The organism is Arcicella sp. GW822-FHT02H01 (assembly GCF_058802005.1).
The window spans coordinates 2,880,688-2,897,145 of sequence record NZ_JBXANT010000001.1 but is presented as its reverse complement, the minus strand read 5'-3'; the positions used below and the strand labels follow the sequence as shown (position 1 = coordinate 2,897,145).

Below are 16,458 nucleotides of genomic sequence, written 5' to 3'. Positions count from 1 at the left end.
AAGGTTGCATCAGATTTTATTTCAATCGTCTCAAATAAATAAAACCTAATGTCGACAGCATACAAAAGCTACCCATTACATACCATAAGGTAGTAAATCCAAAATGTTCGGCTAATTGAGCCCCAATCGTTGGCGAAGAAATTTGTGCAAAAGAATAACACATCGAATACATCGCAATATATTGTCCACGGTTAGATTCATCTGAACGTTCTATCGAAAAACTCTGCATAAATGGCATCGCAAACATTTCTCCAATGGTATTCAAAATAATAGAAATCCAGAGAACGCTTACGGCAAAATAAACATTGAATATCCAAAATGAAAAAGCCGTCAATAATGTTCCTATTGCAATCAGGTTTGTTTTCAAAAACTTACCATCTAATTGATGCACCAATATCATTTCTATGAATGCAATCATTAAGCCATTACAAACCATCAATAATCCGATTTGAGATTCAGGCAAATGATACACCTTTCTAAAATAGAGGGGTTCTAAGCTAAACAATTGAAAAAATGAAATGGCATAGAGCGTAACACAAAGAGCAAAAAACCAATATACAGTATCACGGTAAGGTGAGCGTACTACAGGTTTTTCTATCGTCATTTCACTCGTTTTATGGCTTACTTTTACAGGCACTTTCAACAACAATTTCAATAGCATAGCTGCTACGATACAAGTGATGCCGTCTGCCCAAAAAAGTAAATCATAATCTATTTCAGCAAGAATCCCTCCTATTCCTCCGCCAATAGACCAGCCCAAATTGATAGCCAAACGATTCAAAGAAAAAGAACGAGTACGATTTTGAGGTTCACTATAATAGGCTAATGCGGCAGCGTTGGCAGGTCGAAAGCTATCGCCCAATGTAGTAAAAATAAATACGCCTATACAAATAGCATAAAAACTAGTAAGGTGCATTAGCACCAGTAACATAACACCAGCAAATAGTAAACTAAAAAACTGGATGTAATAAAAACCTATTTTATCGGTAAGTCTTCCGCCCAAGAAAGTACCACACAAAGCCCCTACCCCATACACTGCCATGATAATTCCAGCATCTGCTACGCTATAATGAAGCTTCTGTGTTAAATACAATGATAGAAAAGGTAAGACCATCGTCCCGCTTCTGTTTACAAACATTACTCCCGACAGCAACCATACCGACTTGGGCAAACCTAAATAAGCATTTCGATAGAGTTGGATAGATTTAGCAAACATTATGGGTAAACAATTTGTTATACTGCGATTTTGATATTAAAAAAACAAAAAATAGGACGATTTCAATAGCATTTTTAGGTTAAAAAAGAAAAACAGGGTTGTTTGGCAAAAAAAAATGGCGAAAAATCATTTTTCTTTCAAACAAAAATATTAACTTATGTTCATAATTAACGACTCTTACTTCTCTTGAATACGTAATTTACTTTAGCCACCCTTAAATTCGATGAACAGAAAACCACTTTTACTAAAGGTCGATTCAATTGAAGCCTTAGTGACAAACATCGCCGAAGAGTTATTAAAAGGACAGAACACTTATAAATCTGAAACCGACGCACTAAAACGAAAGATTAAAATTGGGATGTTAAGAACGATTACGTATCAAGAACTAATCCGACATCGACAACAATTATCATCTAACCACCAACGTAGTTATTAGTTTTTTTATCTTACCGCCATAAGATTAAAAAAACATCATTACGAAAGCTTTTGCTTTAAAAAATCAGCGGTGTAATTTCCTTCTAATTTCACCATCTGTTCGGGTGTTCCTTCAAAGGTAACAAACCCACCTTTTTCACCACCTTCTGGGCCTAAATCAATGATATAATCAGATGATTTTATCACTTCCATGTTATGCTCAATAATAATGACCGAATCGCCTTGTTCCACCAATGCGTTGATGGCCTTTAGTAATTTTTTAATATCATGGAAGTGTAACCCAGTGGTAGGTTCATCAAAAATAAAAAGTGTTTTTCCTTTATTTGGATTGCCTTTGCCTAAGAAACTCGCTAGTTTTACTCTTTGGGCTTCTCCGCCTGATAATGAATTAGACGACTGCCCCAATTTCACATAGCCTAGCCCTACTTCCTGTAAAGGCAATAGTTTGTCGGCTAATTTTGGTTGATCTTTTCTGAACAATTCAATGGCTTCATCAACGGTCATGTCCAACAAATCGGCGATGTCCTTATCATTGAATTTGATGTCTAAAATTTCTTGTTTAAAACGTTTTCCTCCGCACGACTCACACTTCAGTTTTACATCTGCCATAAACTGCATTTCTATCGTCACAAAGCCCTCTCCTTGGCAGGTTTCACAACGCCCTCCTTCTACATTAAATGAAAAATGGGCAGGTTTATATCCTCTGGCTTTGGCAACAGGTTGCTCAGAATACAATAAGCGTATTTGGTCATAAGCCTTCACGTAGGTCACAGGATTAGAGCGAGACGATTTACCAATTGGATTTTGGTCAACCATTTCTACAGCTTCAATCTTGCCTATACTTCCGCTAAATTCTGCATATTTCCCTGCTTCGTCTGTATAAGTACCTAAATGACGGCCTAGGGCTGGATATAATATTTTTCTGATTAATGTAGATTTCCCTGACCCACTTACGCCTGTCACAGCAATCAAAATGCCTAAAGGGAATTTCACATTTACGTCTTTGAGATTATTTTCATAAGCTCCTTTTACTTCAATAAAGCTTGTAGATTTTCTGCGGAATTTAGGTACTTCAATCGTATCTCTACCCGTCAGAAAATTGATTGTATGCGAAAATCCAGCATCTGGATTCGCCTTTGCATCAATATTATTGATGGTTTCCCAGTTTCCTTGAAAAACCAATTTTCCACCATTACTTCCCGCATCAGGACCAATATCAATAATCTGGTCGGCAGCACGCATTACTTCTTCTTCATGTTCAACCACAATGACGGTATTACCCATATCTCGTAATGATTCCAATACAGATACTAATCTCTGAGTATCTCGTGGATGTAACCCAATAGAAGGTTCATCTAAGATATACATTGATCCTACCAAAGCACTTCCTAACGATGTTGCTAATTTAATGCGTTGGAACTCACCTCCAGAAAGAGTTGACGATAATCTGTTAAGGGTTAAATAACCTAACCCTACTTTCTCCATATATTCCAAACGAGTTTCAATTTCTATCAAAATTCGTTTAGAAACGCCATATTGATAATCGGGCAAATCAAGATTTTGAAAGAAATCGCTTACATCACTCAAAGGCATCAGTACCAAATCGATGATTGATTTACCTGAAATTTTCACATACCCTGCATCTTTTCTTAAGCGAGACCCTTTACAGTCTGGACAAGTAGTACGCCCACGGTAACGCGACAACATTACCCTATACTGAATTTTGTGCGTTTCTTTTTCCAACATCGCAAAGAATTCATTCAGTCCGTGGAAATATTCATTGCCTGTCCAAAGTAATTCTTTTTGCTTGTCAGTTAAATCTTTATAAGGGCGATGAATAGGGAAATCAAACTTGGTGGCACTTTTCAATAATGGCACCAACCATTCGCTCATTTTTTCAGTTCGCCAAGGGGCTATTGCTCCCTCATACACAGAAATGCCTTTGTCTGGAATAATTAGGTCTGGGTCTAGCCCCAAAATTCTTCCAAAGCCCTCACAACGCTTACAAGCACCATAGGGATTGTTAAAACTGAGGAGATTTAAAGAAGGTTCTTCAAAAACTAATCCGTCGGCCTCGAAGCGGTCAGAGAATGTTTTAGTTTCGTCACCAATAATTTCGATAAAGCAAGTACCATTTCCTTCAAAAAAAGCTGTCTGTACAGAATCCGACAAACGGAACTGTGTTTCCTCGTCGGGTTGGCCGTCAGCTTCTTTTTTAATCACTACACGGTCAATCAGAATTTTATAATTATTGCTAAATAAATCTATGGCTGGCAGATTTTTGAGTGCCGTTTTATCATCCAAAAGTTCTTCTAGGAATTTGGTTTCGCCATCAATCACAATACGCGTATAGCCTTTTTGAAGTAAAATTTTCATTTCTTCAGCCAACTTTCTTCCCTCTTTTAAATACAAGGGCGAAAGCACCATTACTCTTTGTCCTTCTTCTTTGGTAAACAAATAATTGACAACATCTGTAACGGTATCTTTTCTTACTTCATTGCCAGAAATAGGAGAATAAGTAATGCCTATTCTAGCAAAAAGTAGCTTTAGGTAGTCATATATTTCAGTAGTAGTTCCTACGGTAGAGCGTGGATTTTTACTCGACACTTTTTGTTCAATGGCGATAGCAGGAGAAATGCCTTTGATGTAATCAACATCAGGTTTTTCCATTCTTCCCAAGAACTGACGCGTATAGGCACTTAAACTTTCTACGTACATCCGTTGCCCTTCTGCAAAGAGGGTATCAAAAGCCAAGGAAGATTTCCCTGAACCCGACAAGCCTGTAATCACTACTAGTTTATTGCGAGGAATGGCAACATCTATATTTTTTAAGTTGTTTACTCTTGCCCCTTTGATAATGATATTACGCTTGGGGTCAAGGTCTTCAAAAGCGATATGATTCTGGTCGATGATTTCGGTATTATTCATGAAACAAAGATAAGGAATTCTGGTTTGCTAAAATTTGCATTGAGGTCATCAAGTAATCAGAAAAGACAAAAAAATGAACCTCCTTATAATCAGACACGTTTTCTAAAAAGATTGTTTCGTGCTTTACAAGAAAATAGCTAATCTTTGCGTTAAATTAGCGGATTCTATCAATGTTTCTAAGAAACTAATAAATTATAACCATGCAAAAATTACTTTTCATTATTCTAATTTCTATAACTGCTTATACCACTTCTTTTTCACAAGCTCCTGTTGTTATCAAACAAGATAGTTCTGTTCGGGATTTAGACGAAGAACAAGATGTAAGAGATTTACCTTTCAGACAAAGACTTAAATTTGGAGGAGGCCTCAATGGCTTGCAGTTTGGTACCCCAACAGTTATTGGAGTTTCACCAATGGTAGGTTATCAAGCTACTAATGATTTTATTGTTGGCTTTGCTCTCGACTACCAGTATTATAAAGCATACAGCGTATCTCAGAATCAATATGGGCCACGTGTTTTTGGACAATATCGTTTACATTTTTTAGATAATATTGCTTCAAATATGTTTGCTCAAGCAGAAGTACAAAAATATTATTATAAATACTCGGGAACGTCTTATGAGTTTCCTATTCAAACTTTAGCAGGTATTGGCATTGGTTTTGGAGGTTTCCAAATTACTGCTTTGTATAATTTGACTTACGATAAATTTAATTCTCCTTATGGAAGTCCGTTAGTACTTAGAGTGGGTGGCTTTTTCTTTTAATGCATTAATGATATAATAAGAAATAATATAAGGCGGGTTTTGAATCCGCCTATTTTTTTGACAATGGAAAATAAGAAATCGGTTTTTGATAAACTTCGTCCTCTTTTATTATCAACGGTTGTAGCTATCTTGTCTTTATTTATTGTAGTTGAGGCTATCCTAATCGCCTTTTTAATTTATATTTGGTATGCAGACCCAGCCAATAATTCTTCAAACCATATTGAAGAAGGTATCATTGCTTTAATTATTTTAACCCTTCTGACTTATGTGATGAAGGTTAGATTTAGTAAATTGGTTGAGAAAAAATAATAGGGATTTTTACCCGCTGATTTACGGAGATTGTAGAAGCTTATGTGATATTTAATAATCTGCATCATCAGCGTATTTTTCAGCGTGAATCAACGAGTATTTTTTTACCCGCTGATTGCAGAGATTTTAAACCGCTGATTTACACAGATTATTAGAGATTATGTGATATTTAATAATCTGCATCATTAGCGTATTTTTTCAGCGTGAATCTGCGGGCAAAAAATATATTAGCGAGGTATTTAAGCCCTCTATAATAATAGAATAGCTAATATTCATTCAATATAAAAATCCATGAATAAAAACGTACAAAAACTTTATCAACTAGCAGGAAAATCTTCTCGTAAAATTATTGGTCTAATGTCAGGCACATCAATGGATGGCCTTGATGTAGCCCTTTGTGAAATAACTGGTAGTGGCGAAGACACCGCAGTAACCCTTCTAAATTTTGAAACCGCAGATTATTCTGATGCCGTTAAAACTGAAATCAGGAAAGTATTTGCGAAGAAAACGATTGACTTTCAGCACCTTGCTTTGCTGAACGAATGGATTGGTTTACTTCATGCCGAAATGATATTGGATTGCTTAAAAAAGTGGAATATTACGAGTGAAGAGGTAGATTTAGTAGCTTCGCACGGACAAACCGTTATGCACGCTCCTAAAATTTTACATCAACAGGAAATGTTCACCAACGCTACTTTACAAATTGGTGATGGCGACCATATTGCAGTAAAAACTAATATTATTACGCTTTCAGACTTCAGACAAAAACATATTGCCGCAGGAGGCGAAGGTGCTCCATTAGCCGTATATGGCGATTATTATATTTTTGGTAAGAAAGGCGAAAACCGTATTATGCTTAATATGGGTGGTATTGCCAATTTTACATTCTTACCTGCCAGCATGAACCCAGAAGAAGTGTTTGTTACCGATACGGGGACGGGGAATACATTAATAGATGCATTTACAAGATTTTATTTCCCAGAAATGGCTTATGACAAAGATGCCAATATTGCTAAAGAAGGCATCGTAAATGCTAGATTACTTGAAGTATTAAAGGCCGATGATTTCTTTTTTAGTCCTTTCCCAAAAACCACTGGCCCAGAATTATTTAGTATTGATTATGTCAAAAATGCTCAGGTAATCAGTAGGACTGAAAATATTTCAGTAAACGATTTATTGGCTACGCTTACCCGTTTTAGTGCTGAAACCATCTCCGAGGCCATTCATTGGGCTGTAGGTTCACAATCTTTAGCAGAATTCAATATCTATCTTTCTGGCGGAGGAATGCACAATCCCTTATTAGTACAATGGCTAAAAGAATTGATTCCTGCCAATTTCTTTAAAACAGACGATTTAGGTATTTCGGGCGATGCTAAAGAAGCCGTACTCTTCGCTATTTTAGCGAATGAAACCGTAGCAGGGGGCGAATCTGACTTTGGTACTAGAAAAGGGATTCCATCAGTATCTATGGGTAAAATTTCTTTTCCTAACTAGTGCAACCTTTAATGACTGCTTTGCATCTTATGAGAGAATTGAGCATAAGTGATTACTTCATTTCGAAATCAGGTAATCACGTTGAACGATTATAGTAAATGGTATTTCGCTATCAAAACAATATTAGAGAACGATATTAATCATCTATTTACCACCGCGGTGGCGGATCACTAACTCACAATTTACTCATTCACAATCAATTAACATATTATGAAAAATTTAACTAAATCTCTTTTAATATTACTTGTTACCATCATCTCTGTTATTGAGGTTTCGGCACAAACGACTAAAGAAAACCGCTCAATTACGGGCTTCAAAACGATTCGTGTTACCAGTGGTATTGATTTATACATCAAGCAAGGAAGTGCTGAATCTGTAACGGTTAGTGCTGATAAAGACAAACAAGATAATATCATTACTGAAATTAAAGATGGAGGCTTGAATATCTATGTTGAAAACTCTAAATGGAGTTGGTTCAACTGGAATTCAAAACCAGTAAAAGTGTACGTTACGATTAAAGACATTACGAGTATTTCTGCTACAGGTGGCTCTGATGTTTATTCAGAAAACAAATTAGATTTAATTAAACTGAATGTAAGTGCAACAGGTGGGTCAGATGTTAAACTAGAAGTAGATGCTGACGAACTTACGTGTCACTCAACAGGAGGGTCAGATGTTATTTTAACAGGTACTGCTACTGTATTTAAAGCTACTTCAACAGGTGGAAGTGATTTAAAAGCTACTGGATTAAAAACAAGCTATTGCAGTGTATCCTCTACAGGTGGTTCTGACGCTTATGTATGGGCTGAAAAAGAAATCAGTATTTCTGCTACTGGTGGTAGCGACGTATATCACAAAGGAAATGCTAGAGTTGTAAAATCAAGCTCTTCAGGTGGTTCAGATATTCATAAACAATAAATTGCTATTTGCTTAGGATTCAAAGGTCAGTTCAGATTTGGACTGACTTTTTTATTGTTAGTAAAGCTATTCCTCTCATTGACACCGACTTGTGAATATATTTTTTTAAGCTTAAAATATTCCAAACAAAATCTACCAAGAATCCGCATAATATTCCCCTATTCTTCGTTATGTAAGTACTTCTAAGCATTAGTATTTTAATACATCCGATCTTCCTCCAACTAACCTGTATTATCATTTAGGTTTATTTTTTTATACTTTCAAATTTTCTCTTCCTATTTAATTAGCGTTAATTTTATTGTAAATTCGTATCTTTTTTATTTGTATCCCAACCATTAATTGATAAAATGTATAAGCAGTTTTCTTGGTTTTCGATTACACTTATTCTCCTTTGGTTCGTACTAAAACTACCCCTTATCGGAGCATTAAACAATACTTTTTTATATTCCCTAACGGCAAAAAAGGAAGCAACTGTAACAAAGCAATTTGTTAAGAAACAACGTGTATTAAATCCAACTAAATTCATTAACAATAGTCAATTACTAGAAACCCAATGGGTTGATAGCGTATTTACTACCATGGATAACGACCAAAAAATTGGTCAGTTTTTTATGGTGGCGGTGAACCCAACTCACGGGGAAGCTCATTTCAAAAAGCTAGAAAGCCTTATTCAAAATAATTATATAGGTGGGTTAATTTTCTTTCAGGGCGACCCTACAGCTTATGCTAATTTAAACAATCGTTTTCAGTCAACTACCAAAATACCTTTGTTAATCGGCATCGATGGCGAATGGGGTTTGGCTATGCGTGTCAATGCTACGATGGCTTTTCCTAAACAAATTACGTTGGGAGCCATCCAAGATAACTCACTGATTTACAACATGGGTACAGAGATTGCCCGTCAGTGTAAACGCTTAGGGATTCATTTGAATTTTGCACCCGTAGTAGATATCAACTCTAATCCACAAAACCCTATTATTGGCTTTCGTTCTTTTGGCGAAATTCCTGAAAATGTAGCGGCTAAAAGCAGTGCCTATATGAAAGGCATGCAAAACAATCAGCTTTTGGCTTGTGCCAAGCACTTTCCGGGTCATGGCGATACCCATACCGATTCGCACTTTACACTCCCACAAGTGTCGTATGGTTTCGAACGTATGCATAATATTGAATTGGTTCCTTTCAAGCAATTGATTGATGATTCTATCAAGAGTATGATAGTTGGTCATTTACAAATACCTTTTTATGATTGGCGACCAGCAACGCTTTCACAGAGCATCATTACCAATCTATTAAAAAAAGAAATGGGCTTTAAGGGCTTGGTAATTACCGATGCCTTGAATATGAAAGGCGTTCGGAATGGACAAGGAGTATCGTCGGCTGAAATAGATTTACAGGCTTTTGTAGCAGGAAACGACATCTTGTTGTATTCTGAAAATATTCCAGAAGGCATCAATAAAATCAAAGATGCCATACAGTCGGGATTGATTAAGCAAATAGAAATTGATAGTCGTGTAAAGAAAATATTACACGCCAAATATTGGGTAGGGTTAAATCAATTCAAGTATATCGAATCCAATAATTTATATCAAGACTTACATACTCCTCAGGCACAACAAATCAAACAAGAGTTATTTGACAATGCCATTACTGTTGTAAAAGATGCTAGAAAGCTTTTGCCCCTTGCACCAGACAACAATAAGTTGGTTTCTGTCAGCTTAGATATTGCCACTAACAATCGTTTTCAACAAGCTTTAAGTGCTGTTGTGCCAATGGCACAGTATGCTAGCGTTGCCAAAAATGATGAAGGTTTGTTCAACGAAGTACTCAAAAATGTAGATTCTACCCATACTGTCATTCTAAGTGTTCATAATATCAATAAAAAATCTGCCAGTCGATTAGATTTGAATTATGGCGTACAGGATTTTATCAAAAGACTTGAAAAAAAGACACCCAATATCGTAGTATGTGTGTTTGGTAATCCTTATAGTTTAAAATTCTTTCCAGAAGTCTCTAATCTGGTGTGTGGATATGAAGACGACGATGCCGCTTATGCAGCCATGGCAAAAGTATTATTCGGGCAAATACCCGCTACGGGAAAATTGCCAGTTTCTGTAGAAAATCTATACATCGCAGGGGATGGTATTACGCTAAGAAAACAAGGTCAGCTAGAAAAAGCATCTCCCGAAAGCGTGGGCATGAGTTCTGATGAGCTTAAAGGTATTGACCCCATTATTGTTTCATCCATTAATCAAAAAGTATTTCCAGGGTGTCAGGTATTAGTGGCTAGAAAAGGTAAAATCATTTTGAATAAAAACTATGGGCAACTTGGATATGAACCAAATAGCCCACCAGTGACTAACCAAACGGTGTATGATTTGGCATCAGTTACAAAAGTATCGGCAACGCTCCAAGCCGTTATGTATCTTTATGACCAAAAGAAGCTTAATCTGGATGAAAAAATAGTTACTTATCTTCCAGAACTCAGAGGAACTAATAAAGAAAATATGACTATCCGCGACATCCTCTGGCATCAGGCAGGGTTGGTGGCGTATATTCCATTCTGGGAAAGAACACGTATTCCTTTAGGATGGAAGAAAGAGTTTTATAGTACCACGCAATCATTAGACTATCCATTGCAAGTTGCAGATGATATGTATGCTAAAACTGCAATCAGAGATTCTGTTTGGAAATGGGTAATAAAATCGCCTTTAATTAATAAACACGACCGTGATGGTTCTTTTAGCTATGTCTATAGTGATTTGGGCTTAATGATTATGCAACATGTAGTGGAACGAATCCTGGGGCAAGGATTAGATGTCTTTACGGCGTCTTATCTGTATGAGCCACTAGGTATGAGAACAACAGGTTTTAATCCATTAAAGAGAACAGAAAAAGCCAAGATAGCCCCTACTGAAAACGACCGTTTGTTCAGAGAAAGAAATCTACAAGGTACTGTTCAAGACCAGACGGCAGCGATGCTCGGTGGCGTATCTGGTCATGCTGGCGTATTTAGTTCAGCGTCAGATTTGGTGAAATTGTTTGAGATGAACCTTGAAAAAGGAAGTATTAATAACTTGATTTTTTATAATAAAGAAACCGTAAATACTTTTACAAACAGTGTTTCTACAAAAGGAGAAAGAGCTTTAGGATGGGACAAACTTCCAGCAGATGGTGAAAGTAATTATATTTCAGCCTCGGTTTCACCCAATTCTTATGGACATTCAGGCTATACAGGCACGTTGGTTTGGGTAGACCCAGAGAAAGAGTTAGTATTTATCTTTTTATCAAACAGAGTAAACCCTTCTGTAAGTAACAATAAAATAAACGCCTTAAAAATCCGAAGAAAAGTAATGGATATCGTATATAGGTCTATTGAGGATGTAAAGTAATAAGAATATAAAAGCCTCCTGATACAAATCGGGAGGCTTTTATATTCTTATCTCAATTCAAATTGCTAGTAATCCTCAGTCTTACTACTTTTGTCTTGAGTCTTCAATCTTAAAGTCTAAACAAAATCTACTGATCTAACAAAATCTCAAGTTCTTTTTTGAACTCAATTAGTAATGTTTCTTTCATAGAGATTTTACGTTTTTGTGTGTTGATTTTATTCATCACCAACTTATCTCCCATCTGACCATTGTAATTAGCATCAGAGATAAATGAATCTAGTTCGTTTTTCTCTTTCTTAGTCATGTAATCCATTTGATTAATCATGATTTTCAATTGCTCAATTCTTGGCTTTTCATGTAAAGCAGGATGGCGATAGCTGATTACTCTTAATAAGTAATTCATTTCGAAAATCTTATCACAGATATTTCTGAAACGTTCAGCAATTCCTCTATCAACATTTTTGGCAAGAGCCGATAGCTCTTTCCATTTTACTAAATATCCTTTTGCCTTTTCCGAAGTTTGTGGAATCAATTCTTGTTGTTTGAACAATCCTTCCAATTCGGTGGTCATATCCTTCATCTGTTGTAACCTTGGATCAACTCTTGGTGTTGATACAATACCTTTCTCACGGTTATAACGCTCAAAGAAGAAATCACTTGAACGTTTGAACTGTTTCCAAAGTTGGCTTTGCTTTTTAGGCGGAACCTGACTGATTGTTTTCCATTCGCGTTGTAAATCCTTAATTTTAAGGAATCCAGCATCTACATCTTTTTCATAACGTAAATTACGAGCATCATCAACAATGCGTTGAAGCGTCGCTAATTTTTCGTCAATGATTCGGTTTTTCTCAGCATAATACTCACGGCGTCTTACAAAGAAATCATCTACAATTGCATTGAATTCTTCTTCAACGCTATCTTGTAAAGATTTGTCAACAGGACCAGTCTTTAACCATTTGGTTTTTATTTCCATAATGGCCTCTGTAGTTTCTGCCCACTCTTCGCTTTTACTTGCTTCTCTCAACTCTTCAATCAAAGCTCTTTTTATCTCAAGATTTTTGATTTGGTTGTGTAGAATAAGCTCTCTCAATTCCAATTCTAAGCCATCCAAACGTTCGAGTAAGGGCATAAAATTTCCTAAGCCATCAAATTCTACAAGATTTTTGCGAAGCTGAAGTAGTTTGGTAAGGTAAGAACCTTTGTTCTGAGCTTCTTCTACTTGTTCAAAAAGTAAGGCTACTTTATTTTCAGCAATCGTAAAACGATTAACGAAATATTGTAAGGCCTCCTCTTCTGTGTTTCTAACAACACCAATCTGACGTTCTGGATATTCTGAATATCCTTTCAAAAAGACCTTACCATCTTTACAATAGCCATAGTCGGCGGAGTTCTTAACTGTATTTTCCATTGGTTTACATTACATGATTAGAGTGTCTGGCAAGGCTCATAACTCTAAGAGATTCATGGTTTAGGTTGAATTTATTTTAGTAGTTTTGCGATTGTTTAAAAAGTCTGATTTTTCTATTATTAATGAAACGAATCTAATTGAAAATAATTTCAAAATTCTAAAATTAACAAATTTTGAAAATGGAAACTCTTCTTACACCTAAATTTTTCGCAATTTACTGATTTTCAGCAAAAAATCTAATGATTTGTTTACATTATCAATCTATTCATAGTTTTTTTATTTTAACGCTTAAATACAGCCCAAAATAAACGATAAATGAATATAAGTGAACCTCAAATGGTTAAATTATTATTGTAAAATATACGTACTGCTTAAATTAAGCGATTTAAATGACAAATACAGCTATCATACAAGAAAGGTAAGGAGGCTTTGATTAAATATACTATCTTTGAATAAATGATTATAAAATTTATTTGAAATAAATTGATACTAATTAAATGACAAGTAAATCTGTTTTCTGTTGCATGAACCTTGGCATTTTTTTGAATCGATAAAAAAATTACATTAAACGATAAATTAACCCGATGAGTCAGGAAACCATTATTTTTTCTATGGAACGTGTTTCTAAAACCGTTCCACCCCAAAAACAAATACTCAAAAATATCTACTTATCATTTTTCTACGGAGCAAAAATTGGAGTTTTAGGTCTAAACGGTTCTGGGAAATCTTCACTCTTAAGAATTATTGCTGGTAAAGACAAAAGCTATACTGGTGATATTGTTTTCTCGGCGGGTTATTCTGTCGGAATGTTGGAACAAGAGCCAGAGCTTGACCCAACCAAAACAGTGAAGGAAGTAGTAGAAGAGGGCGTGGCTGAAATTGTAGCTTTGTTGAAAGAATTCGACGACATCAACGAAGCTTTTGGTGACCCTGATGCAGATTTTGATAAGCTTTTAGAACGCCAAGGAGAGGTTCAAGAAAAACTAGACCATTATAATGCTTGGGAACTAGATACTCGCTTAGAAAGAGCCATGGATGCCTTGCGTTGCCCACCATCTGATGCCAACGTTGCCAACCTTTCTGGGGGTGAAAAACGCCGTGTTGCTTTGTGTCGTTTGTTGTTACAAGAGCCAGACGTACTTTTATTAGATGAACCTACCAACCACTTGGATGCCGAGTCTGTTTTGTGGTTAGAAGAACACTTACGTCAATACAAAGGAACAGTAATTGCCGTAACCCACGACCGTTATTTCTTAGATAACGTAGCAGGTTGGATTCTGGAACTAGACCGTGGCGAAGGTATTCCTTGGAAAGGAAATTATTCTTCTTGGTTAGAGCAAAAACAAAATCGTTTAGCACAAGAAGAAAAGACGGAATCTCGTCGTCAGAAAACATTACAACGTGAATTAGAATGGGTGCGCATGGCGCCGAAAGCGCGTCAAGCCAAATCTAAAGCACGTTTAGAGGCCTACGACAAATTGATGTCGGAAGAAAACCGTCAGAAAGAAGATAAGTTAGAATTATTTATCCCTGCTGGTCCACGACTAGGGAATAAAGTAATTGAAGTAAACAATGTAACAAAGGCTTACGGAGATAAATTATTGTTTGATAACCTTACCTTCTCGTTACCACCTGCAGGTATTGTTGGGGTAATCGGGCCAAATGGTGCGGGTAAAACTACGTTGTTTAAATTGATTACGGGACAAGCTCAACCAGATGCTGGAACATTTGAAGTAGGTGATACCGTACAAATGGCTTACGTTGACCAAGAACACAACCAACTAAAAGGCGAAAAATCTGTTTTTGAAACCATTTCTGGAGGTACAGAACATACTATGTTGGGTGGCAAGCAAGTAAATGCCAGAGCCTATGTAAGTAAATTCAATTTCAACGGAGCTGATCAGGAAAAGAAAATTGGTAATCTTTCAGGTGGAGAACGTAACCGTGTACACTTGGCAATGATGCTGAAAGAAGGCGCCAACCTTCTATTGCTGGATGAGCCTACCAATGATTTGGACGTAAACACATTACGTGCCTTAGAAGAAGCCCTCGAAAACTTTGGGGGTTGTGCAGTAGTCATCTCCCATGATAGATGGTTCTTAGATAGAATCGCGACGCATATTTTAGCATTTGAAGGTAATTCGCAAGTATATTGGTTTGAAGGAAACTTCTCTGATTATGAAGAAAACCGTAAAAAACGTTTAGGTAACGATGCTACGCCAAAACGTATTCGTTATAAGAAGTTAGGAGAGTAAAACTATTCTGTATATGAAAAGCAACAAAAGCTCACTTGTCATAAGTGAGCTTTTGTTGCTTTTTACTTTATTAATTATCAAGCCCTTAGAAAAATCAGACTTTGTATAAAGATTTTAAAACTTCGGGCACTTTAGTTCTCCTTTTCTTGGACGATTACTCTTTTTAGACTGAATCAAATCCGTGAAAATATAAGAAATTGATAGCTCGTGAGCACCACCTGTCGAGCTTAGGGAAGAAATGGTGGCATCGTAACTGTACCCAATAGAAAAATTATCTTGACGATAGCCTACTAAAAATACCAAGGCGTCGTGGCTAACGATACTAACATTATCTTTCTTATAAGATTTCAAAGGAATACCTCTGTACCATGCACCTATTACGATAGGAGCATAAGTTAAATAAGCACCCACATCTAATTGGTCTGATTGCCCTTGACGTCTGTAATGAACCACAGGAGTAATACTTTTTTCTTTATCAACCGCATCGCCAAGATTATTCCCCAACATATAGTCGGCCAAAGGAATATTATAACCTGCCTGAATACCTATCCGCATAGGCAAAGCGGCATTGGCATTAGAAAATGACTGGTTAGGTTGATTGATATGATGGAATGAAGCCCCCACCCAAAATTGTTCCCCATACAAAAGAGCACCCGTTGAAAAATCCCAATATTTTAATTGAGGAGTCAAATTGTTGCCGCCCTGTAAAATCTGATCAGACGAATAACGTGGATATGCTCCTGTACTTAAATAAGTATTAATTTGGTCACCAAACGTATAGTCTGCAAAATTTACACCACGTGTTACATACGAACCTTGTATCCCTAAATTTGCCCTTAATCCATCATTTATTTTAAGGTGATAAGAATACAAAGCCCCAATATCCGTTGTTACCAGGTTGGTAAACTGACGGTCTGAGGTAAGTAATATGCCTACGCCACTGTTGATTTTATCTAAATACATATCAGCCGAAAGTGAAGACGTCACAAAGTTAGCACTTAACGATGGCCACTGATTTCTGTGATTTAAACTAACACGAGCTGCTTTTGCAGAGCCAGCAAAAGCTGGATTAAGAAACATAGGTGCTGCATAAAACTGTGAATATTGAGGGTCTTGTGCCTCTGCAAAAGACCAAGTTAACATACAAAATACAAACAGGAAACTTCTTTTCAACATGGAATTCGGAATGGTTAAATGCATCTTTATCAACAGTAAATCATAATGTTAAATCTTAATAAGATATTTTTCTTTAAATAATACTTTTATCTACAAAATGTACTTTATCTACATAATTTTGTACCATTTTGTGTTTTCTATAATTTTAAGCATTATATTCCGTTAG

General features: G+C 36.3%; 11 protein-coding genes. 7 read left to right on the top strand and 4 right to left on the bottom strand.

What is annotated here, in order from left to right; translation table 11 throughout:
• Positions 1-16: 16 nt before the first annotated feature.
• Positions 17-1,216 (bottom strand): MFS transporter, encoded by a 1,200-nt coding sequence (locus AC1RNE_RS12305; RefSeq protein ID WP_492801250.1) that lies wholly within the window; start codon positions 1,214-1,216, stop codon positions 17-19.
• A 223-nt stretch (positions 1,217-1,439) separates the two neighbouring features.
• Here AC1RNE_RS12305 and AC1RNE_RS12300 point away from each other — a divergent pair, with 223 nt between their 5' ends.
• The gene (locus AC1RNE_RS12300; protein WP_492801249.1) at positions 1,440-1,652 is read left to right on the top strand and encodes a hypothetical protein; all 213 of its coding nucleotides are present in this window, start codon (positions 1,440-1,442) and stop codon (positions 1,650-1,652) included.
• A gap of 38 nt (positions 1,653-1,690) precedes the next feature.
• On the opposite strand, the gene uvrA is transcribed toward AC1RNE_RS12300, so the two are convergent.
• Positions 1,691-4,579 carry an excinuclease ABC subunit UvrA gene (gene uvrA, locus AC1RNE_RS12295; protein WP_492801248.1) on the bottom strand — a complete coding sequence of 963 codons (2,889 nt, stop codon included), beginning with the start codon at positions 4,577-4,579 and terminating at the stop codon, positions 1,691-1,693.
• A gap of 200 nt (positions 4,580-4,779) precedes the next feature.
• Here uvrA and AC1RNE_RS12290 point away from each other — a divergent pair, with 200 nt between their 5' ends.
• The 5 genes from AC1RNE_RS12290 (at position 4,780) to AC1RNE_RS12270 (ending at position 11,453) form a co-directional block, all read left to right on the top strand.
• Positions 4,780-5,343, top strand: coding sequence for a hypothetical protein (locus tag AC1RNE_RS12290; protein WP_492801247.1), 564 nt, complete (start codon positions 4,780-4,782; stop codon positions 5,341-5,343).
• A gap of 63 nt (positions 5,344-5,406) precedes the next feature.
• Positions 5,407-5,652, top strand: a complete 246-nt coding sequence (locus AC1RNE_RS12285) for a hypothetical protein (protein ID WP_492801246.1) — start codon at positions 5,407-5,409, stop codon at positions 5,650-5,652.
• 291 nt (positions 5,653-5,943) lie between these two features.
• Entirely contained in the window at positions 5,944-7,146 is a 1,203-nt protein-coding gene (locus AC1RNE_RS12280; RefSeq protein ID WP_492801245.1) for an anhydro-N-acetylmuramic acid kinase, read from the top strand.
• Positions 7,147-7,356: 210 nt separating this feature from the next.
• Positions 7,357-8,064 (top strand): head GIN domain-containing protein, encoded by a 708-nt coding sequence (locus AC1RNE_RS12275; RefSeq protein WP_492801244.1) that lies wholly within the window; start codon positions 7,357-7,359, stop codon positions 8,062-8,064.
• Positions 8,065-8,411: 347 nt separating this feature from the next.
• Positions 8,412-11,453: a serine hydrolase domain-containing protein gene (locus tag AC1RNE_RS12270; protein ID WP_492801243.1), complete on the top strand. Its 3,042-nt coding sequence runs from the start codon at positions 8,412-8,414 to the stop codon at positions 11,451-11,453.
• Between the two features lie 127 nt (positions 11,454-11,580).
• Here the strand turns inward: AC1RNE_RS12270 and AC1RNE_RS12265 are convergent, their stop codons facing one another.
• On the bottom strand, positions 11,581-12,861 hold the full coding sequence (locus AC1RNE_RS12265; RefSeq protein ID WP_492801242.1) for a DUF349 domain-containing protein: 1,281 nt from the start codon (positions 12,859-12,861) through the stop codon (positions 11,581-11,583).
• A 584-nt stretch (positions 12,862-13,445) separates the two neighbouring features.
• Here AC1RNE_RS12265 and ettA point away from each other — a divergent pair.
• The gene (gene ettA / locus AC1RNE_RS12260) at positions 13,446-15,116 is read left to right on the top strand and encodes an energy-dependent translational throttle protein EttA (protein ID WP_492801241.1); all 1,671 of its coding nucleotides are present in this window, start codon (positions 13,446-13,448) and stop codon (positions 15,114-15,116) included.
• A 114-nt stretch (positions 15,117-15,230) separates the two neighbouring features.
• On the opposite strand, the gene AC1RNE_RS12255 is transcribed toward ettA, so the two are convergent.
• Complete coding sequence (locus AC1RNE_RS12255) at positions 15,231-16,292, bottom strand: PorP/SprF family type IX secretion system membrane protein (protein WP_492801240.1); 1,062 nt, start codon at positions 16,290-16,292, stop codon at positions 15,231-15,233.
• Positions 16,293-16,458 lie beyond the last annotated feature (166 nt).

Coding starts and splice junctions, on each gene's coding strand:
- AC1RNE_RS12305 (WP_492801250.1), bottom strand. CDS start 1,216: ATGTTTGCTAAATCTATCCAACTCTATCGAAATGCTTATTTAGGTTTG.
- AC1RNE_RS12300 (WP_492801249.1), top strand. CDS start 1,440: ATGAACAGAAAACCACTTTTACTAAAGGTCGATTCAATTGAAGCCTTA.
- uvrA (WP_492801248.1), bottom strand. CDS start 4,579: ATGAATAATACCGAAATCATCGACCAGAATCATATCGCTTTTGAAGAC.
- AC1RNE_RS12290 (WP_492801247.1), top strand. CDS start 4,780: ATGCAAAAATTACTTTTCATTATTCTAATTTCTATAACTGCTTATACC.
- AC1RNE_RS12285 (WP_492801246.1), top strand. CDS start 5,407: ATGGAAAATAAGAAATCGGTTTTTGATAAACTTCGTCCTCTTTTATTA.
- AC1RNE_RS12280 (WP_492801245.1), top strand. CDS start 5,944: ATGAATAAAAACGTACAAAAACTTTATCAACTAGCAGGAAAATCTTCT.
- AC1RNE_RS12275 (WP_492801244.1), top strand. CDS start 7,357: ATGAAAAATTTAACTAAATCTCTTTTAATATTACTTGTTACCATCATC.
- AC1RNE_RS12270 (WP_492801243.1), top strand. CDS start 8,412: ATGTATAAGCAGTTTTCTTGGTTTTCGATTACACTTATTCTCCTTTGG.
- AC1RNE_RS12265 (WP_492801242.1), bottom strand. CDS start 12,861: ATGGAAAATACAGTTAAGAACTCCGCCGACTATGGCTATTGTAAAGAT.
- ettA (WP_492801241.1), top strand. CDS start 13,446: ATGAGTCAGGAAACCATTATTTTTTCTATGGAACGTGTTTCTAAAACC.
- AC1RNE_RS12255 (WP_492801240.1), bottom strand. CDS start 16,292: ATGTTGAAAAGAAGTTTCCTGTTTGTATTTTGTATGTTAACTTGGTCT.